The organism is Williamsia sp. R60, assembly GCF_054063855.1.
The window spans coordinates 469706-488120 of the sequence record NZ_JBSSGR010000002.1 but is presented as its reverse complement, the minus strand read 5'-3'; the positions used below and the strand labels follow the sequence as shown (position 1 = coordinate 488120).

The following is an 18415-nucleotide window of genomic DNA, read 5'->3' as shown; positions in this document are numbered from 1 at the left end:
TGGTCACACACCCTCCGACTTCGACCTCATCCTCCGGCTCCAACCGGAGGATCTGGCCGGAGTCGGAGGATCTGGGCCGTCAGGGGTTCAGGAAGGCTGCCAGTGCGGCCGAGTACATTCCCACGTCGGCCGTTCCCATCAGCTCGCGGGCGCTGTGCATCGCGAGCTGCGGGGCACCGACATCAACGGTGGTCAAACCGGTTCGGGTGGCGGTGATCGGGCCGATGGTGGACCCGCATGGCAGGTCCGCGCGGTGCACGTAGCGCTGCAGTGGTACGCCGGCTTGCTCCGCGGCCACCGCGAACAGCGCTTCGCCTTCGGCATCGCTGGCGTAGCGCAGATTCTGGTTGACCTTCAGCACCGGCCCTCCGTTGATGAAGATCTGATGTGCCGGTTCGTGGCGCTCGGGGTAATTGGGATGGGTGGCATGGGCCATGTCACCGGAGGCGCACGCACTCATCGACATCGACCGTAGATAGTCCTCACGAGAACCACCGCCCGCCAACACGATTCGCTCGAGCACCGTGGGCAGCAATTCCGACGCGGCGCCCCGATCCGAACCACTGCCGACCTCTTCGTGGTCGAACAGGGCGAGCACCGGAATGTACTGTCCGACGCCACCTTCGACAACATCGACGAGCGCGCGGGTACCGGCGTAGCAGGTTCCCTGGTTGTCCAGGCGGGGTGCGCTCAGCAGGTCGTCATTGACCCCGACCACTCGGCTCGGCGCCAGGTCGTGGGTCATCAACTCCCAACCGAGGAGCTGGTCCACGCCCACCTCTGCCTGTGCGGCAATCCATTCCATGAAGCCGGGACCGCTCTCACCCACCGACCAGATGGCGTTGACGTGCCGCTGCGGATCGAGCGTCACACCGGCCCGATCCTCGGAGAGATGTATCGCGAGCTGCGGGACCCGCAGTACAGGTTCGTCGATCTTGATCAGTCGGCGCCGGAGCCCTTTCGAGTCCCGGATCGCCAGTCGGCCGGATATGCCCAGATCGCGGTCGAGCCACGAATTGAGCAGTGCGCCACCGTACTTCTCCAAACCCACCATCGACAGGCCGGCCGAGCGGAGACCGGGGTTCTGCTTCACCCGGAGGTTGGGACTGTCGGTATGACCCCCGACGATCCGGAAACTGCGTCCCAGTCCACTGCTGTCCCAGGCGACGATCGAGCCCCCGCGCATCATGTAGTGCCGCCCGGGTTTGCTCGGCCACTGATGCTCTTCGCTCAGCTCGCGAAAACCTGCCGCCTCCAGCGCCTTGGCCACCGATTCACACACATGGAACGGCGATGGCGATGCGTCGACGAAGCTACCCAGTCCGGCCGCGTCGGCCGAGGTGGTCACCATGGTTCTGCTCAGGCCGTGGTGAGCACTGCGTCGAGAGCGGAGTAGAACAACCCGAGGCCGTCGTCACTCGGTCCGGTCAGCGCTTCGGTGGCGTGTTCGGGATGCGGCATCAGGCCCACCACGCGCCCGTTGGCGCTGGCGATTCCGGCGATGTCGCGCATCGAGCCGTTCGGGTTGTCGCCGGCGTAACGGAACACCACGCGGCCTTCACCTTCGAGTTCGTCGAGCACTGCCTCTGAGGCGACGAAACGGCCTTCACCCGATTTGAGCGGGATGAGGATCTCTGCGCCCGGCTCGAAACGGCTGCTCCACGACGAAGCGGTCGATTCGACCTTCAGCCATTGGTCGCGACACAGGAAGTGCAGTCCGTTGTTGCGGGTGAGTGCCCCCGGCAACAGCCCGGCTTCGCACAGCACCTGAAAGCCGTTGCAGATTCCGAGGATCGGCATTCCCTTGCCTGCAGCCTCGACCAGAGAACCCATCACGGGGGCAAACCTGGCGATCGCCCCGGCGCGCAGGTAGTCGCCGTAGGAGAAGCCACCGGGAACCACTACGGCGTCCACGCCTTGCAGGTCGCCGTCGCCGTGCCACAGTTCCACCGGCTCGCCACCGGCCAGGCGCACCGCGCGCGCGGCATCGATGTCGTCGAGCGACCCGGGGAACGTGATGACCCCGACGCGGGCCGTCACGATGCGGCCTCTTGCACCCGGGTCACCGAGTAGTCCTCGATGACGGTGTTGGCCAGCAACTCTGCCGCGATGCGGTCGAGCGCTTCGTCATCCACCGAATCGTCCACTTCCAGTTCGAAACGCTTGCCCTGGCGCACGTCGGCGATGCCGTCGAACCCCAATCGGCCCAGCGCGCCGCTGATCGCCTGACCCTGCGGATCCAGGATCTCGGCTTTGGGCATCACGTCAACTACCACTCGAGCCACTTGGGCGCTCCTCTTCAGCTGCGGTTTTCAGCCGTCACTCTACCGGCAATCGCTTGATGGACCGGCCCCGGAGGTTCCCGGCTCGAACTGGCCCTGGAGTCTCGGCGTCGACTTCCTGTCCTAGGCAGCCCGTCGCAGCGCGGTCGACGTCAGGTTGCGGTACGTCACCGGCTGCGCGCCGTGGAGCAAGGCGAGGTCGATGCAGTCGAAAACGGCTTTGCCCGTCACCGGCTCGCCGAGGTGTTTGGCCGCCACCGAGAGCCGGACCACTCCGCCGCGGCGCGCCACCCGGACGGTGTTGCGGACGAGGAGCCGGCACCACCATGACTCGGCCGAGAAGCCGTCGCCGATACCGAGGACTCGCGCCTTGGTGGACGTCCCGGTCATCACGTCTTCGATGCTGGTGAAGCCCAGGTTGGTACGGAATCCGCGACCGGCCAGGGCGGAACGAGCCCCCGGCGACGCATTCCACCGGGGTGCGGCGAAGATCCGGGTGCGTAGCCCGATCTGCTCGAGCATCCTGTCGGCGGCGAGCAGACGCAGACCGGCCTCATGCGCTCCGAGTTCGGCGAATTCGGCTCGCCGGCGGCGGCTGGGTACCTGGTTGTACCCGTGCAGGACGATCGCGTCGTCGCCGCTGCGTCGTTCGCGTAGCCATGCGCAGGTATCGGCATCCTCGGCCAGGCGGTAGCCGCCCTTGAGACGAGGCGCGGCGAGGAACGACAGCGGCACATCCCGCGTGGCCACCTCATCGGCGAAGGCCTGGACCTGCGCAAGGGTGGTGTCACGGATACCGGAAACCGACACGATCAGTTGTCCTGCCACGGCGCCCAGTATTGCGGGCACAGGTGGTCAGCCGGTTGCCCTCAGGTGGACAACACGCAAAATCAGCGCCGGCGACCGCCCCGGCACACGCCCGGTACCGCTATCCGAGCGTGCGCTCGATGGCCTCGACAACTTCGGTCGCCTCTGGCTCGGTACGCGGGCGGAACCGTCCGACAACCTCTCCGTCCGCGCTCAGCAGGAACTTCTCGAAGTTCCACTGGATGTCACCGGCTTCGCCATCAGCATCTGACGCCTTGGTGAGTTCGGAGTACAGCGGGTGGCGGTCGTCGCCGTTGACGTCGGTCTTCTCCAGCAGCGGGAACGTCACTCCGTAGGTCGTCGAGCAGAACGTGGCGATCTCCTCGGGGGTGCCGGGCTCCTGCCCCATGAACTGGTTGCAGGGCACACCCACCACGGTCAGGCCGCGATCGCGGTAGTTCTCGGCCAACTTCTCCAGGCCGGCGTACTGCGGCGTCAGACCACACTTGCTGGCAACGTTCACCACGAGGACGGGGCCCCCGAACTCTCCGAGAGTGGTCGAGTCGCCGGACAGTGTGCGCAGGGGAATGTTCTTGATGTCGGTGGTCATTCACACAGGCTACGACGATGACGGCTTCCGGTGGCGGCAGTCGGGCGCAGCCCATGTAACCGAAAACACAGTTGGTTGCGCTGGTGTCAATAGTTGCGTCGGCGTTACCGTTAGCCAGTGTCACAATCAGGCGGGGTCGAAGAGACCTTTCGAACAGTGCACGAGTTCCTCACCCGGTTGTCCTGCGCGCTCGACGCCGACGCGATGGATGACCTCATCGAGACAGACTTGGGCTTCACCCATTACAAGGCTCTGCTGATCCTCAGCCGGCACGGTAATGCGCTGTCGGTCAACGAGTTGGCAGACGAGCTCCACCTGTCCCTCGCTGCCGCCGGACGCGCCGTCGACAAGCTGGTCGGTCTTTCCATGGTGTCGAGACGCGAAGACGAGCACGACCGCCGGATCAAGAGGGTCTCGCTCGCCGAAGGTGGCGAAAAAGCAGTTGCGTTGAGCATCCGGCGTCGAGAAAATTCGGTGCGTGATGTGATCGCGAAACTTCCGAATGACTTGCGCGCTGATCTCAACAGTGCACTGCTCCCCATCCTCGCCGGTGACTATCTGAGCACGCCGACGTACTCGGACGATGTCCGCACTGGTTCTGCCACACACGGTTTGGCGGCCGCCACCTCGGCCGCCGCCCGATAGACATTCGAACACGATCGAGAAAGTGACCCCATGACCTCACCGTCAACTACGTCGAGTGCGAGCGACAAGCTCGATCCGGCAGTGATCAAGATCGCTGCCGTGGTCGTGCTCGGCGCGATCATGTCGATTCTCGACACCACGGTTGTGTCCGTGGCGCAGAACACATTCCAGGATGAGTTCAGCACCGACCAGGCCGGTTCGGCGTGGACGATGACCGGTTACACGCTGGCCCTGGCCGCGGTCATCCCGCTGTCGAGCTGGGCCGCCGCACGTTTCGGCACCAAGAAGGTCTATCTGACGTCGCTGGTGCTGTTCGTCCTGGGCTCGGTGCTGTGTGCGCTGGCCTGGAGTATCGGCACCCTGGTCATCTTCCGGGTGCTGCAAGGTTTCGGCGGCGGCATGCTGATGCCGGTCGGCATGATGATCCTGACCAAGGCGGCAGGCCCGGCTCGGGTCGGGTCGGTGATGGCAGTGCTCGGCATCCCGATGCTCCTCGGCCCCATCCTCGGGCCGATCATCGGCGGCGCCCTGATCGAGTACGCCAGCTGGCACTGGATCTTCCTGATCAACGTCCCGATCGGTGCACTCGCCTTCGCGTACTCCTACTGGATCCTGCCCAAGGACAACGAGACGTCGCGCCCGACGTTCGACTTCGTCGGACTGCTCCTGCTGTCTCCCGGTCTGGCGCTGTTCCTCTACGGCATCTCCTCGAGTACCGAAGAGGGCACCTTTATGACCGCAAAGGTGCTGATACCGGCCGTGATCGGAGCAATCCTGGTTGCCGGGTTCATCGTGCATGCCCTGCGTGCCCGCAACCCTCTGCTGGACCTCCGACTGTTCACCAACAGCAAGTTGTCGTGGTCGGTGGTGACCATGTCGCTGTTCATGATCGCGTTCTTCGGTGCGATGTTGCTGTTCCCGCAGTACTACATCGGCGTCCGCGGCGAGACCACGCTCTTGACCGGGCTGCTCATCGCACCTCAGGGCATCGGGGCGATGCTCACCATGCCGATGGCCGGTCGGCTGACCGACAAACACGGCCCAGGGAAGATGGTGGTCCCCGGCATCGTCCTGATCGCAATCGGACTCGGCGTCTTCATCTTCATCGGCGCCGACACCTCGTACTGGCTCCTCGGCGCGGCTCTGTTCGTCCAGGGCCTCGGCATGGGTATGACGATGATGCCGATCATGTCCGCCGCACTGGCGACGCTCAATCCGGCTCAGGTTCCCGACGGTTCGACACTCATGAACGTTGTGCAGCAGGCGGCAGGGTCGGTGGGTACCGCGGTCATCTCGGTGATCTTGGCCAACAACGTCAAGGGCGCGGTCGAGAGCGGCGGCGACATCGCCGGAGCCTTCGGTGACACGTTCATCGTGTCGGTGGGACTGATCGTGCTGACGCTGATCCCCGCGTTCTTCCTGCCGCGCAAGCGGATAGTGCACGACGCGGTCGATGCCGACACCGAGGCGAAGACCCCTGTGATCATGCACTGATCACTCTGAACCACACAGTTCAGGGCAGAAGAAAGGCGCGACCCGGCATCCGCCGGGTCGCGCCTTTTGTTGCGCTCGATATGTCAGACGGCGCCGGTCTGACGCAGTACCCACGCGTACTCGAAGGCGACTTCTTCCCACTGCTTGTAACGGCCACTGACACCACCGTGTCCGGCCTTCATCTCGGTCTTCAACAGGATCGGCGCATCTCCGGTTGTGCTGTCCTGCAGCCGGGCAACCCATTTCGCCGCCTCGGTGTAGAGGACGCGGGTGTCGTTGAGCGAGGTGACCGCCAGGATCTGCGGGTACGGCTTGGCGTCGACGTTCTCATACGGCGAGTACGACTTCATGTACTCGTAGACCGTCTTGTCTGCCAACGGGTTTCCCCACTCGTCCCACTCGATGACGGTGAGTGGCAACGACGGATCGAGGATGGACGTCAGCGGGTCCACGAACGGGACCACCGCGAGTATGCCGTTGAACAGCTCGGGCGCCAGGTTCGCGACCGCTCCGATCAGCAGGCCGCCGGCGCTGCCGCCCTCGCCGACCAACTGCTTGGGGGTGGTGACACCGGTCTCGATCAGATGTTCTGCAGCGGCAACAAAATCGGTGAAGGTGTTCTTCTTGGTGAGGGTCTTACCTGTCTCGTACCAATGCCGGCCCATCTCACCGCCACCGCGAATATGGGCGATGACAAACACGACGCCGCGGTCGAGCAGCGACAACCGTGAGATCGAGAACCCTGGGTCGTTGCTCGATTCGTAGGAGCCGTATCCGTACAGCAACGTGGGCGCGGGCCCGTCGGCGTGTTCACGGCGCCGGATCACCGAGAGTGGGATCTTGGTGCCGTCGCTCGCCGTGGCCCAGTCGCGGTACTGCTCATAGTCGGCCGGGTCGAAGTCGCCGAGCACCTGCTGACGTTTCAGCAGTGTCCGTTCGCCGGTCGCGACGTCGAGATCGAACACCTCTGTGGGGTTGATGAAGCTTGTGTACCCGATGCGCAGCCGCGGCGCCGCCCATTCGGGGTTGCCGCCGAGTCCGGCCGAGTAGAGCTCTTCATCGAACGAGACCTCGACGAACTCCGGCGTGCCGCTTCCGTTGAGCTGCGCGATGGACAACCGCGGCAACGCTTCTCGCCGGTAGCTCAGGACCAGTTGGCCGGCGAAGGCGTCGACATCCTCGATCCGGACCTCCGGGTCGTGCGGGACCAGCACCCGGGTGTCGGTGGGATCGGTCACGGGCGCATCGAGCAGCTCGAAGTTCTCGGCGTTCTTGTTGTGCAGGATCAGGAAGCGATCCCGTCCGTCGATCACGGCGTGCTCCACGCCGTACTCGACTCCCTCTTCACGGGGCCACACCACGGTGAACTCGCCGGTCGGGTCAGCAGCGTCGAGGATCCGGACTTCGGTGGTGATCTTCGAACCGAGCGTGATCATCAGGTACTTGTCGCTGCGGGTTCCACCGATCCCCACCCAGTACTGCTCGTCGGGCTCGTGGAACACCTTGACGTCGGGCGTACCTGCACCGAGATCGTGACGCCAGACGGTGTCGGGCCGCCATGCCTCGTCGACGGTCTGATAGAAGACATGGTTGCCATCGAGCGACCACAGTGCGCCCGGCGCGGTGTCACGGATCTCGTCGGCGAGCAGTTCGCCGGTGCGAAGATCCTTGAACCGCATGGTGTACCGCTCGTCACCAGCTGTGTCGACGCTGTACGCCAGCAGATTGCCGTCCTCGCTCACCGAGAGCGCACCGAGACTGAAGAAGTCGGTGCCCTCGGCCTCGACGTTGGAGTCGAGGAGGATCTCCTCCCCCGGCACATTCTGACCGGGCTCGACCGTCGGCGGCGTCCAGTCGTCGGGGCCGGCGATCGGGCACCGCGCCCTGAGTGCGTACTGCTTGCCCTCTTCGGTACGTGCGTAATACCAGTACTGACCGCGTCGCGTCGGCACCGACATGTCGGTTTCCTGGGTGCGGCCCTTGATCTCGTTGTAGATGTCCGCGCGGAGATCTGCGAGGTCGGCGGTGTGCGCGGTGGTGTACTCGTTCTGTTGTTCGAGGAATGCGATGACCTCGGGATCCTCTTTGTCGCGCAGCCACTCGTAGTGGTCGATCACGGTGTCTCCGTGGTGTTTGCGCTCGAACGGGATCTTCTTCGCGACGGGCGGCGCGCCTGCTGCTGCGTCCTGCGAGGTGTCGGTCACTGCTCTCCCTTCGGCCAGTCATCAAATGACAGACCTGAAATACGTTCGTAGGCTTCGATGTAGCGGTCACGGGTACGTTGCGCGACGTCGTCCGGCAACGGCGGGGGCGGATTGTCTGCATCGCGGTCCCACCCGGAGTCGGGGCCGGTGAGCCAGTTGCGGACGATTTGTTTGTCGAAACTGGGCTGCACCATGCCTGCCCGGTAGTTCGCCGCGTCCCAGTACCGCGAACTGTCCGGTGTCAAGACCTCGTCGGCGAGGACAACAGTGCCTTCATCGTCGAGTCCGAACTCGAACTTGGTGTCGGCGAGGATGATTCCACGCTCTGCCGCCAGCTCAGATCCCCGCGAGTAGATGTCGAGGGTGAGGTCTCTGAGCTTTTGCGCGAGCGTTTCGCCGACGGTGGCGACCACTGCGTCGAAGCTGACGTTCTCGTCGTGCTGGCCGATGTCTGCCTTGGTCGCGGGGGTGAAGATCGGCTCGGGGAGTCTGCTCGACTCCTCGAGCCCCTCCGGGAGGGCGATACCGCAGACCGAGCCGGTGGCGATGTAGTCGAGGAGGCCGGATCCCGTCAGGTACCCGCGCGCGACACACTCGACGGGGAGCATGTCGAGCTTCTTCACCACGAGCGCTCGGCCCACCAGTTCGGCGGGGATACGACTGTCGGTCGGATCGCCCGCCAGATGGTTGGGAACGCCCAGCGCACCGAAGTAGTAGACGCTCATCGCGGTGAGAACCCGGCCCTTGTCAGGGATGGGCGTGGGCAAGATGTGGTCGAAGGCAGAGATGCGGTCGGATGCCACCATCAGCATCGTCTGCTCGTCGATCGAATAGAGGTCACGTACCTTTCCGGCCGCGAGATGTTCGTAGGACTCCAGGCTCGGACGCATGGTTTTCAGGCTAGTCGGGCGGGCACGCCTTTCGACGTTCAGGGCGGGTGGCGCTAGAACACCAGGCCGGCAGCAAGAGCCGCGACGCCGATTGCGGGCGGCGTCAGCTGGATCAGCGCCGAACGCCCCTTCTCGGGCGACGAGATCAGCAGAACGAGACCCGCGGCAACCATCGACCCAGCGCCGGCGAACACCAACGCAGCTCCGGCATCGGCGTGATCGACGAGGGTCAACACGATCCCGACAGCGGTGACGATCGCCAGGAACAGGTTGTAGAACCCTTGATTGAAGGCCATCTCCTTGGTCGCTTCGGCTTCCTCGGCTGTGGTTCCGAAGGTCTTGCGGGTTGCCGGTGACGTCCACCGCAGCGATTCGAGCACAAAGATGTACACGTGGATGAGTGCCGCAATCGCGGTGAATACAAGGCCTACTACCGTCACGTCGTCGTCCCGTCCGAAGTCATGTGGTCTCCGCTACCGCTGTCGGCATGAATATCCGCCGACTGCGAAGACTGCCACAATGAACCGGTGAGCACATCGGCTGCATCGGTCACCATCACTTACTGCACTCAGTGCAACTGGGTACTTCGGGCGTCATGGATGGCAACGGAGTTGCTGAACACCTTCGGTACCGAACTGGGGTCGGTGACCCTGGTGCCAGGTACCGGCGGCGTGTTCACCATCGAAGTCGACGAACAGTTGATATGGGAGCGCGAGCGCGACAACGGCTTTCCGGACGTCGTCACCCTGAAGAAGCTCGTGCGCGACATCGCGGTGCCGGATTGGAGCCTCGGGCACGCCGATACCGCGGCCGAGTAGTACTCCACATCGCCTGAGCCCGCCTTCGAAAGCACGTTCCCAATCATTCCGGGAGCCTTCGACGACCTCAACTCGGAGCGCTCATCGCGGCCGGGGCCGCTCCTGGAAAACGCGTCTCGAAGTCGAGTACACCCACCCAGGTCGGAATCACCCCGATGCGATGCATGGTCGCGCCATCGGCACGCAACCCGTCGAAGTAGGCATCGACCTGTGCCGGTGGCATATCCCGGCGCATGACGAGCTCGTATTCGGGCACGATGCCGTCGACGTCGGTGACCACCGCATCGCCTCGCAGCAGCAGGACGTGGGGTGTGGCTGACACCGTGTCGATCGTGATCGCCACTGCCGGTCGCCTACGAAGCGCTGCAACTTTTGCGGCACCGGTGAACGTGGCCATGACCAGTTCGATACCTGTCTACCAGTGATTCATCGGGAAGACGCGCGGGCTGCCGTCGGCCGCCACATAAGCGAGCCGAGCAGGCGATGCGAGGCTGAGGAGTTCGCGAGCCACGTCCGTCTCGAGCAGACCGATGTCGCCCGGCGGGAGCTCATTCGGGTCGATGTGCGCCGAGGTTGTCACCGGACTTCCACCAGCCTTTGCAAGTTGTTGAAGCAGCTGTTCCATCCACCGCGGGCACCGTCTTCCGGGCTCAGCGGTCCCGGTGCGAGGAGGTGGAAGGTCATGGTCGTCGTGCCCGGCGTTGTTTCTTCGAAGGTCACGGTGCAGACGGAGACGCTGTCGGTGTTGGTCGGGTCGCCCCAGGTGAATACGAGGCGGTCTGGTGCCGAGACCTCTTGATACACACCGCCTGTGGCGAACTCCTCACCGTCAGGGCTGATCATCACTCCGCCATAGCTGCCGCCTGGTCGTGCATCGCCATGCATGCGATCACGTGGCATGGTGAAACCCTCGGGGCCCATCCATTGCGCAGCCTGGTCGTTGTCGACCCAGGCGTTGAATACCACCTCGGGAGTGGCAGCGAACTCTCTGACGATCGTGAACTCGCGAGTTGCCGTGTCTGTCATGATGTTTCCTTTCCCTGGCCGGACCCGGCGATCCGGTTGATGTGTTGTTCGAGACGGTCGAAACTGCCGTCCCAGAAACGGCGATAGCCGGCCAGCCAGTCGCTGGCCGCCGCCAACGGCTCGGCTTCGAGGGAACACGGTCGCCACTGCGCGTCGCGGCCCCGCGAGATGAGTCCGGCACGTTCCAGAACCTTGAGGTGTTTGGACACGGCCGCCAAACTCATGTCGAACGGCTCGGCCAGCGCCGACACCGTCGCCTCCCCTTCCGCGAGCCGAGCCAGCAGAGCCCGTCGCGTGGGGTCGGCGAGCGCCGCGAACACGGCACTGAGTTGATCGTCCGACACGTCGTTCTCCTTTATTCAACCGACTGGTTATTAACCAGTAGGTTGAATACTACGGACTTGAGAGAGGCTGTCAACCTGTTGAGGCCGGCAAGGCCGCGCATGAACTCCGACTCCAGCCACAACCTCCGACTGCAACCGGAGGAAGTCGACGACGTCGGAGGGTCTCCCAACCAGCAGCCCGGGCCCACAGCAGAACCTCCGCCTTCGGCTAGAAACTCCGGTTGCAACCGGAGGAACTCCACGAAGTCGGAGGGTCTGCTCCCCCAGCAGGCGAAACGGTCAGAGAATAGGGGCCGGCGCATAGCCGGCGGCGTCGGGATATTGATCGACGAGTGTGCCCACCTGAGCGACGACAGCGGCCACCTGGTGCTCTGCTGCGCCGATGAATGCCGATTTGTCGGCCAGCGCGGCGTCGAGCCCGGCGCGGTCGAGTGGGATCCTGTCGTCGGCGGCCAGTCGGTCCAGCAGGTCGGGATCGCGACCGTCTTCGCGCATGGCCAGTGCCACGGCGACGGCATTTTCCTTGATCGCCTCGTGCGCGACCTCGCGACCGACGCCAGCACGAACCGAGGCGATCAGGACCTTTGTGGTCGCCAAGAACGGCAGGTATCGGTCGAGTTCTTTTGCGATCACCGCGGGGTACGCACCGAACTCGGCGAGCACCGTCAGGAACGTCTCGAGCAGTCCATCGATCGCGAAGAAGGCGTCTGGCAATGCCACGCGGCGCACCACCGAGCAGAACACGTCGCCCTCGTTCCACTGCGCGCCGGCCAGTTCCGCAGCCATCGATCCGTAGCCGCGGAGCACCACGGCGAGCCCGTTCACCCGCTCGCAGCTGCGGGTGTTCATCTTGTGCGGCATCGCCGAACTGCCGACCTGTCCTGCCTGGAAACCTTCGGTGACCAGCTCATGGCCTGCCATCAGGCGGATGGTGTGAGCCAACGACGAGGGGCCGGCAGCCACCTGGACCAGCGCCGAGACCACGTCGTGGTCGAGCGATCGCGGGTACACCTGACCCACCGAGGTCAGCGACTTAGAGAACCCGAGGTGGTCGGCCACCTTCGACTCCAGCTGGGACAGTTTGTCGACGTCTCCGTCGAGCAGATCGAGCATGTCCTGGCTGGTGCCCATCGGGCCCTTGATGCCGCGGAGCGGATAGCGGTCGATCAGCTCGCGCAAGCGGGTGAGCGCGATGAGCAATTCGTCGGCCGCCGACGCGAACCGCTTGCCGAGGGTGGTGGCCTGCGCCGCGACGTTGTGGCTGCGACCGGCCATCACCAGCGTGGAGTACTGGGCGGCCCGGTCGGCCAAGCGCGCCGCGGTGGCAACACCATGTGCGTGTACGTGCTCGAGCGACCGCAGGATCTGCAATTGCTCGACGTTCTCGGTGAGGTCGCGGCTGGTCATCCCCTTGTGGATGTGCTCGTGGCCGGCGAGGGCGTTGAACTCTTCGATGCGCGCCTTCACGTCGTGGCGGGTGACCCGTTCACGGTCGGCGATGGAGGCCAGGTCGATCTGATCGAGCACACGTTCGTAGTCGGCGATCGCCTCATCGGGCACATCGACGCCCAGTTCCTGCTGCGCTTTGAGGACTGCGACCCAGAGTTGCCGCTCCAGGACGATCTTGTGATCGGCGGACCACAACCGCACCAGATCTGCCGACGCATAGCGACCGGCCAGGACGTTCGAGACGCGCGGTTTCTCGGTCGGCGATTTTGTTTCAGACACGCCTCATTATGCGACATGTCCGCCACGGCGCCCTCACATGGCGGTCACGACCGGCGCATCACACCGCGGCGACGGGTGCGAGTTGGTCGATGACCTCGCTCAGGGCGGTGCGGGTCACCTTGACCACGTCCTCCACCGAGTCGGCCAGGGCCCCGATCACCACACCGTCCTCGACAGCCATCAACTGCTCGATCCCACTGGGATCGGTGCTGCGGCCCGACTTCTCGAGAACCTCGAAATGAGTGTTGCGCAACGTGTTTCGATGGTCGATGAGAACCTGTTGCAGTCGCGGCACTCGCGCACTGAGAACAACCGACTCGAACCGGCAGGTCAGACGCTCTCGCGACGTGTCCTCCCCGATGAACACATCGGCGAGTACTTCGGCCGTCGCCTCGGCCCCGCGGCGACGCCGGGTCAGCCCCCGGCCCCTCTCGATGATCGCATCGCAATCATTCGCACAGGCGGACGCCACTGCCTCGGCAACCAAATCCTCAAGTGAGGCAAAGTAATACGTCGTGGAGGCAAGCGGAAGCTGCGCTCGGTCGGCCACCGCCCGATGTCGGACGGCGTCAAAACCGCCCTCCAGAAACAATTCCCCGGCGGCGGCGATCAATCGCGCCCTTCGGCGCGTCCCCTTGGGGGTCGCTGCTGCTCTCACCCCGTCATGGTGGCAAAGGGCACGCGGCGGCGGGATCGTTTCGGCAAAAAACTGACCTCCGGCAAGGATTTCAGTGATGCTCGATCAGCTGAGAACCGGACGGAGGAGTTGCAGCGCCCGCTCGATCTCGTCGGTCGCGCCGGCGAAACTCATCCGCACGGTTCGGTGTCCCTTGCGGGTGTCGAAGTCCAGGCCCGGCGCCATGGCGACCCCCGTCTGCTCGAGCACGCCTTCACACCAGCCCAGCGAATCGTCGGTGATCGCACCGACATCGGCGTACACATAGAACGCTCCGTCGGGAGGTGCAACGTCGGTGATGCCGAGCGCGGCGAGGCCGCCCACCAACAACTCACGATTTCGCGCGTAGCGCCGCACATGCCCGTCCAGTTCGGCACGTGACTCGGGGGTGAACGCTGCAACGGCAGCGTGCTGACTGATGGTCGGTGGACAGATCGTCATGTTCGCCGTGAGTCGCTCGACGGGCCGACGCAGAGGTTCCGGCACCAACATCCAGCCCAGTCGCCAGCCGGTCATACAGAAGTATTTCGACACCGAACCCATCACCACCGACTGGCGCGACGTCTCCCATGCGCATGACGTGGGCCGCCCGTAACTGATGCCGTGATAGATCTCGTCCGAGATGAGCAACGTGCCGTGGGCGTCGCACCAGGCGGCGAGATCGGCGAGTTCCTCGGGCGCGAGGATTGTCCCGGTGGGGTTCGCCGGGCTGGCGACGATCAATCCGGCCGGCGGCCGGTCGAGTTGTTCGAGCATGTCGACCGTCGGCTGAAACCGCGTTTCGGGACCACAATCGAGTTCGAGTACCTGGCAACCCAGCGCCGAGAGCGTGTTCCGGTATGCCGGATAACCCGGCCGGGCCATGGCCACCGTGTCGCCCGCATCAAAAGCAGCGAGAAAGATCAGGGTGAATGCACCGGATGAGCCCGTGGTGATCACGACGTCGTCCGCACTCGCCTCCACTCCATAGGTGTCGCGGTGATGCGCCGCGATCGCCTCGCGTAGCGGCGCGATACCGAGCGACTCGGTGTAACCCAGCGGAGAGGCATGCAAGGCGGCCGCGGTGGCCTCGAGAACCGGCGCCGGAGCCGCGGTGGAAGGCTGACCGGCGGCCAACGACACGACGTCGAGGCCGCGAGCCCGTCGCTTGGCGATCGCTGCCAGCACGTCCATCACATGGAACATCTCGACCTGGGATCTGTCCGATTGCGACCGCATCTGTCGAAGTTAGCGCCTGCCGTAAACGACATCGCGTCAGAGGGTCGAACGGTAGCTCGGCGCCGCGCCGCAGGTACCGTGTATCTCGCAATGACTACCACAGGCAACCGCTTCCAGCGACCCGGAAGCAACGACGGCGGCACTTCCGGACTCGCCGATCTGGCGATACCCCGTCGTTCCCTGCTCACGGCCGGTGCCGGACTGGGTGCCATGGGGCTGCTGGCAGCGTGCGGGTCGGGCGACGAGTCGAAGCGCGTGGCACCTCAGCCGGCCCGCGCGGACGAGCCCAAGACCACCTCCACTGCGCCGACTGTTCCGCAGAGTGGGACGGCCGAGATGTTCAGTGGCAGCTTCATCTCCGCCAAAATGCTTGGACGTCAAACCAATTGGATCGTCGCACGGCCGGCCGGCGTCACCGGCGAGTTGCCGGTGGTGGTGGTGCTGCACGCCTTGAACACCGACCAGAGGGCCGCCTTCGGCGGGGGTCTGGAGATGCAGAACCTGATGCAGGACTGGGTGAACCAGGGCAATGCGCCGTTCGCGCTGGCCGCCGTGGATGCCGCGCGCAGCTACTATCACCCCCGCGTCGATGGCACCGACGGCGGCGCGATGGTGCTCGACGAGTTCCTGCCACTGCTCGACGGCACTCCCGAACTCCAGCTGCGCACCGATCGCATCGGATTCTTCGGCTGGTCCATGGGCGGCTACGGCGCACTGCGCCTGGGTGCACTGCTGGGCGCACCGCGGGTATCGGCCATCGCCGTCAGCTCCCCCGCGCTGTGGGGCGACCCCGCGACCTTTCCCCCGCGAGCGTTCGACAGTCTCGCCGACTACCAGGCCAATTCACTTTTCGGGCAACAGGATTCGTTCATGAAGATCCCCCTGCTGATCGAGTGTGGATCCAGCGACCAGTTCTTCACCTACACCCGGCAGTGGATGGCGGGCCTGCGTCCACCACCGGCCTTCGGCACCTCGCCCGGCGGACACACCAACCGATACTGGCGCGGCGTCCTGCCCGGGCAGATCGCGTTTCTCGGCCGAAACCTCGCGGCCTGACCTGCGTGCCGCCGGCAATCAGATCGAGATACGGCCTTCTTCGGCGGCCAGGCCGATGTCGCTGCGGTAGTGCGCACCCGCCAGCTTGACTCCCGACAGTCGCTCGTAAGCCTGGGCCCGTGCGGCTGCCAGGTCTCCTCCGACACCGACAACGCTGAGCACGCGCCCGCCACTGGAGACCACAGATCCGTCGACCGATGCGGTACCGGCGTGCAGAACGCCCTCCGCGTCGGCACCGGTGATCGGATCGCCCGTACGGGGTCGACCCGGGTAGTTCTCGGCTGCCAGCACCACGGTGACAGCGGCCCCGGGCTCCCACTCCAGGGGCGGCAGCTGGTCCAGGTGCCCTGTCGCGGTGGCGTTGAGGGCAACGCCCAGCGGTGACTTGAGCAGAGCCAGGACGGCTTGTGTCTCGGGATCGCCGAAGCGACAATTGAATTCGACCACTGCCGGTCCGTCTGCGCCGATGGCCAGACCGGCATAGAGCAGTCCCGAGAACGGGATCCCGCGACGGGCCAACTCCGCCGCGACCGGCGCGACGACCTCGTCGACGATGCGCGTGGTCATCTCCTCGGGCAGCCACGGCAACGGCGTATAGGCGCCCATGCCACCGGTGTTCGGCCCCGCGTCGCCATCGCCGACCCGCTTGTGGTCCTGGGCAGGTAACAGTGGAACCACCGTCTCACCGTCGACCAGGCAGAAAAGCGACACCTCGGGGCCGTCGAGGAACGACTCCAGCAGCACCGGGTGGCCGCTCTCGAGAAGTTCGGCCGCGTGGGCGCGGGCGGCAACGCGGTCGGCGGTGACCACCACGCCCTTACCTGCGGCAAGGCCGTCGTCTTTGACAACCCAGGTGGGACCGAACCGGTCGAGGGCGGCATCGAGCCGGGCCGGACTGTCGACGATCTCACTGTGCGCCGTACGCACCCCGGCAGCGGCCATCACATCTTTGGCAAAGGCCTTGGAGCCCTCGATCTTTGCTGCCTGCTCACCCGGCCCGAAGGTTGCGAATTCGGCTGTCCGCAGGGCATCCGCAACGCCGACCACCAAGGGGACCTCGGGGCCGATGACCACCAGGTCTGCCTCGATCTCGCGGGCCAGCGCCACCACGGCGTCCGACGAGACGATGTCGACCGCATGATTGGTGGCCACAGCTGCGGTGCCGGGATTGCCGGGGGCAACATGCAGATCGGTGACCGAGGGGTCGCGGTCCAGGCCCAATACGAGGGCGTGTTCGCGGCCGCCCGATCCGATGACGAGTACTCGCACGTGCCAGACCTTACCGTCCGCCGCGATCAGCGCGAACCGGCCACCAAAGCCTCGAGTGCCTTCTTGCGTCCTTCACTGCCGAGTCGCTCGTCGACCACGATGCAGAGTGCCGGCGCCAGGGCGATCACCACAAGACACGTCACCACGGACACCCCATTTGCTCCCAGCACCACCGCGACCGCGAGGATCGCGCCCGCCCCGACGGCCAACGCCACATTGGTTCGATCGAAGCCCAGCAGGAATCCGTACAGCAGGAAGACCGACCCGATGAATACCCCGACGGGCAGCACCACCGACACCACCGCGGCCAACTCGCTGATCGTCGCCTTGTGTTCGATGAACAGTGCCGCAACGTGAAGTCCCGCCCCCATCATCGCGATCGACATGAAGACGATGATGTGGAAGTACCCGAAGACAAACGCCTTGCCGCGCTGAAGGTGCAGGGCGTGGCCGGCCGGAACGATGAAGTAGACCCACCACATGCCGAACGTGATGCCGACTCCCGCGAGGCCGAGGATCGCCGTCTCCAGAGTCCATCCGGCCGAGTGGACCACCGCCTGCAGCGCCACGGTGGTGCCGACGATGCCTTCGCCCAAGGTGATGATCGCGAGCAGACCGTACCGCTCCGCGATGTGATGGGCATGCCACGGCGTTGTGCCCTCATCGCCGATGTTCTCGGCGATCGCCGGCACCGCCATCTCGCAGACGACCAGCACCCCGATCACCAGCAGGGTCTGCAGAAGGGTGGTGTCGAGGAAGATGGCCCCAATCCAGGCAATCTGCACAACACTGATGCCGACTGCGTACGTGAGGCAGGTCCGACGGTAGTCCGGGCTGCTCAGGGCGGCGCGGACCCATTGGAGCACCATGGCCAGGCGCATCACCACATACCCGAGGACGAGCACCCGGTTGTCGACGACACCGCCCTCGTCCACCGACGCGAACAGCGGCTCGATGCCCAGGGCGAGGATCAGGACACCGACCATCTGCAGCATCGTCGTCAAGCGATACACCCAGTCGTCGGTGTCGAATGCCGAAGCAAACCAGGTGAAGTTGATCCAGGCCCACACCGCCGCGAACGTGCAGAACACAAAACCGATCACTGCGGTCTTGTAGTGCCCTTCGGCGACGAAGTGTGCAACTTCGCTTCCGGCAAACGCGAAGGCGACCACAAATGTGAGGTCGAAGAACAGCTCGAGGCTGGTCGCTGCTCGCCCGTCCTCATGCGGGTCGCGGCCAGTCATCCGGGTCACCCGGTGCCTGAGTTGGGCGACTGCCGCGGTGGCTGGACGGTTGTGACCTTCTGGCTCGCTCATCTAAAGGCACCTTCTCTGTCAGGCTGTCTTCT

The 18415-nt window shown here is 64.9% G+C and carries 21 protein-coding genes; 4 read left to right on the top strand and 17 right to left on the bottom strand.

Translation table 11 applies throughout. The features are described from left to right. Positions 1–79: 79 nt before the first annotated feature. From ACVWY6_RS09160 to ACVWY6_RS09140, 5 genes are all read right to left on the bottom strand, one after another. A complete protein-coding gene (locus ACVWY6_RS09160) occupies positions 80–1351 on the bottom strand; it encodes a M18 family aminopeptidase (protein WP_457537542.1) in 1272 nt (423 codons plus the stop codon). An 8-nt stretch (positions 1352–1359) separates the two neighbouring features. Next, the gene (gene purQ, locus ACVWY6_RS09155; RefSeq protein ID WP_457537540.1) at positions 1360–2040 is read right to left on the bottom strand and encodes a phosphoribosylformylglycinamidine synthase subunit PurQ; all 681 of its coding nucleotides are present in this window, start codon (positions 2038–2040) and stop codon (positions 1360–1362) included. Next, complete coding sequence (gene purS / locus ACVWY6_RS09150) at positions 2037–2285, bottom strand: phosphoribosylformylglycinamidine synthase subunit PurS (RefSeq protein WP_030173357.1); 249 nt, start codon at positions 2283–2285, stop codon at positions 2037–2039. Before purS ends, purQ begins: the two co-directional genes overlap by 4 nt. A 120-nt stretch (positions 2286–2405) precedes the next feature. Beyond that, positions 2406–3110, bottom strand: coding sequence for a DUF2334 domain-containing protein (locus tag ACVWY6_RS09145; protein ID WP_062795300.1), 705 nt, complete (start codon positions 3108–3110; stop codon positions 2406–2408). 100 nt (positions 3111–3210) lie between these two features. Beyond that, a complete protein-coding gene (locus tag ACVWY6_RS09140) occupies positions 3211–3699 on the bottom strand; it encodes a glutathione peroxidase (RefSeq protein ID WP_099381367.1) in 489 nt (162 codons plus the stop codon). Positions 3700–3816: 117 nt separating this feature from the next. Between ACVWY6_RS09140 and ACVWY6_RS09135 the strand changes: the two genes are divergently transcribed. Together ACVWY6_RS09135 and ACVWY6_RS09130 are read left to right on the top strand one after the other, a co-directional pair. Beyond that, a complete protein-coding gene (locus tag ACVWY6_RS09135; protein ID WP_457537538.1) occupies positions 3817–4344 on the top strand; it encodes a MarR family winged helix-turn-helix transcriptional regulator in 528 nt (175 codons plus the stop codon). Positions 4345–4374: 30 nt separating this feature from the next. Beyond that, entirely contained in the window at positions 4375–5838 is a 1464-nt protein-coding gene (locus tag ACVWY6_RS09130) for a DHA2 family efflux MFS transporter permease subunit (RefSeq protein ID WP_023957408.1), read from the top strand. Positions 5839–5921: 83 nt separating this feature from the next. On the opposite strand, the gene ACVWY6_RS09125 is transcribed toward ACVWY6_RS09130, so the two are convergent. Genes ACVWY6_RS09125 through ACVWY6_RS09115 form a run of 3 tightly spaced genes read right to left on the bottom strand, consistent with a single transcriptional unit; the run spans position 5922 to position 9372 of the window. Then, positions 5922–8042, bottom strand: coding sequence for a S9 family peptidase (locus ACVWY6_RS09125; RefSeq protein WP_457537537.1), 2121 nt, complete (start codon positions 8040–8042; stop codon positions 5922–5924). Next, complete coding sequence (locus tag ACVWY6_RS09120) at positions 8039–8932, bottom strand: phosphoribosylaminoimidazolesuccinocarboxamide synthase (protein WP_023957410.1); 894 nt, start codon at positions 8930–8932, stop codon at positions 8039–8041. The genes ACVWY6_RS09125 and ACVWY6_RS09120 overlap by 4 nt, the downstream gene beginning before the upstream one ends. A gap of 53 nt (positions 8933–8985) precedes the next feature. Then, complete coding sequence (locus ACVWY6_RS09115) at positions 8986–9372, bottom strand: DUF1304 domain-containing protein (protein ID WP_457537535.1); 387 nt, start codon at positions 9370–9372, stop codon at positions 8986–8988. Positions 9373–9459: 87 nt separating this feature from the next. On the opposite strand from ACVWY6_RS09115, the gene ACVWY6_RS09110 reads away from it, so the two are divergent. Next, positions 9460–9750 (top strand): SelT/SelW/SelH family protein, encoded by a 291-nt coding sequence (locus ACVWY6_RS09110; protein WP_457537533.1) that lies wholly within the window; start codon positions 9460–9462, stop codon positions 9748–9750. A 67-nt stretch (positions 9751–9817) separates the two neighbouring features. On the opposite strand, the gene ACVWY6_RS09105 is transcribed toward ACVWY6_RS09110, so the two are convergent. The 7 genes from ACVWY6_RS09105 to ACVWY6_RS09075 all read right to left on the bottom strand — a co-directional run bounded on the left by ACVWY6_RS09105 (position 9818) and on the right by ACVWY6_RS09075 (position 14742). Beyond that, the gene (locus ACVWY6_RS09105; protein WP_457537532.1) at positions 9818–10147 is read right to left on the bottom strand and encodes a hypothetical protein; all 330 of its coding nucleotides are present in this window, start codon (positions 10145–10147) and stop codon (positions 9818–9820) included. An 18-nt stretch (positions 10148–10165) separates the two neighbouring features. Continuing rightward, positions 10166–10330 carry a hypothetical protein gene (locus ACVWY6_RS09100; protein ID WP_457537530.1) on the bottom strand — a complete coding sequence of 55 codons (165 nt, stop codon included), beginning with the start codon at positions 10328–10330 and terminating at the stop codon, positions 10166–10168. Further along, a complete protein-coding gene (locus ACVWY6_RS09095; protein WP_457537528.1) occupies positions 10327–10776 on the bottom strand; it encodes an SRPBCC family protein in 450 nt (149 codons plus the stop codon). The genes ACVWY6_RS09100 and ACVWY6_RS09095 overlap by 4 nt, the downstream gene beginning before the upstream one ends. Beyond that, entirely contained in the window at positions 10773–11120 is a 348-nt protein-coding gene (locus ACVWY6_RS09090; protein WP_457537526.1) for an ArsR/SmtB family transcription factor, read from the bottom strand. The genes ACVWY6_RS09095 and ACVWY6_RS09090 overlap by 4 nt, the downstream gene beginning before the upstream one ends. 279 nt (positions 11121–11399) lie before the next feature. Then, on the bottom strand, positions 11400–12848 hold the full coding sequence (purB, locus tag ACVWY6_RS09085; RefSeq protein ID WP_457537525.1) for an adenylosuccinate lyase: 1449 nt from the start codon (positions 12846–12848) through the stop codon (positions 11400–11402). Between the two features lie 58 nt (positions 12849–12906). Continuing rightward, the gene (locus ACVWY6_RS09080) at positions 12907–13506 is read right to left on the bottom strand and encodes a TetR/AcrR family transcriptional regulator (protein ID WP_084247990.1); all 600 of its coding nucleotides are present in this window, start codon (positions 13504–13506) and stop codon (positions 12907–12909) included. Positions 13507–13590: 84 nt separating this feature from the next. After that, on the bottom strand, positions 13591–14742 hold the full coding sequence (locus ACVWY6_RS09075; protein WP_457537523.1) for a pyridoxal phosphate-dependent aminotransferase: 1152 nt from the start codon (positions 14740–14742) through the stop codon (positions 13591–13593). 90 nt (positions 14743–14832) lie between these two features. On the opposite strand from ACVWY6_RS09075, the gene ACVWY6_RS09070 reads away from it, so the two are divergent. Further along, positions 14833–15798 (top strand): alpha/beta hydrolase, encoded by a 966-nt coding sequence (locus ACVWY6_RS09070; protein ID WP_457537521.1) that lies wholly within the window; start codon positions 14833–14835, stop codon positions 15796–15798. A gap of 18 nt (positions 15799–15816) precedes the next feature. Here ACVWY6_RS09070 and purD read toward each other — a convergent pair whose 3' ends face one another. Continuing rightward, on the bottom strand, positions 15817–17067 hold the full coding sequence (gene purD / locus ACVWY6_RS09065; protein WP_457537519.1) for a phosphoribosylamine--glycine ligase: 1251 nt from the start codon (positions 17065–17067) through the stop codon (positions 15817–15819). Between the two features lie 26 nt (positions 17068–17093). After that, positions 17094–18383: a low temperature requirement protein A gene (locus ACVWY6_RS09060; RefSeq protein ID WP_457537518.1), complete on the bottom strand. Its 1290-nt coding sequence runs from the start codon at positions 18381–18383 to the stop codon at positions 17094–17096. Positions 18384–18415 lie beyond the last annotated feature (32 nt).

Bases quoted from the DNA above. Each gene is read 5' to 3' on its own strand.
- ACVWY6_RS09160 (WP_457537542.1), bottom strand. From the start codon at position 1,351: ATGGTGACCACCTCGGCCGACGCGGCCGGACTGGGTAGCTTCGTCGAC.
- ACVWY6_RS09140 (WP_099381367.1), bottom strand. From the start codon at position 3,699: ATGACCACCGACATCAAGAACATTCCCCTGCGCACACTGTCCGGCGAC.
- ACVWY6_RS09130 (WP_023957408.1), top strand. From the start codon at position 4,375: ATGACCTCACCGTCAACTACGTCGAGTGCGAGCGACAAGCTCGATCCG.
- ACVWY6_RS09120 (WP_023957410.1), bottom strand. From the start codon at position 8,932: ATGCGTCCGAGCCTGGAGTCCTACGAACATCTCGCGGCCGGAAAGGTA.
- ACVWY6_RS09105 (WP_457537532.1), bottom strand. From the start codon at position 10,147: ATGGCCACGTTCACCGGTGCCGCAAAAGTTGCAGCGCTTCGTAGGCGA.
- ACVWY6_RS09095 (WP_457537528.1), bottom strand. From the start codon at position 10,776: ATGACAGACACGGCAACTCGCGAGTTCACGATCGTCAGAGAGTTCGCT.
- ACVWY6_RS09075 (WP_457537523.1), bottom strand. From the start codon at position 14,742: ATGCGGTCGCAATCGGACAGATCCCAGGTCGAGATGTTCCATGTGATG.
- ACVWY6_RS09070 (WP_457537521.1), top strand. From the start codon at position 14,833: ATGACTACCACAGGCAACCGCTTCCAGCGACCCGGAAGCAACGACGGC.
- ACVWY6_RS09060 (WP_457537518.1), bottom strand. From the start codon at position 18,383: ATGAGCGAGCCAGAAGGTCACAACCGTCCAGCCACCGCGGCAGTCGCC.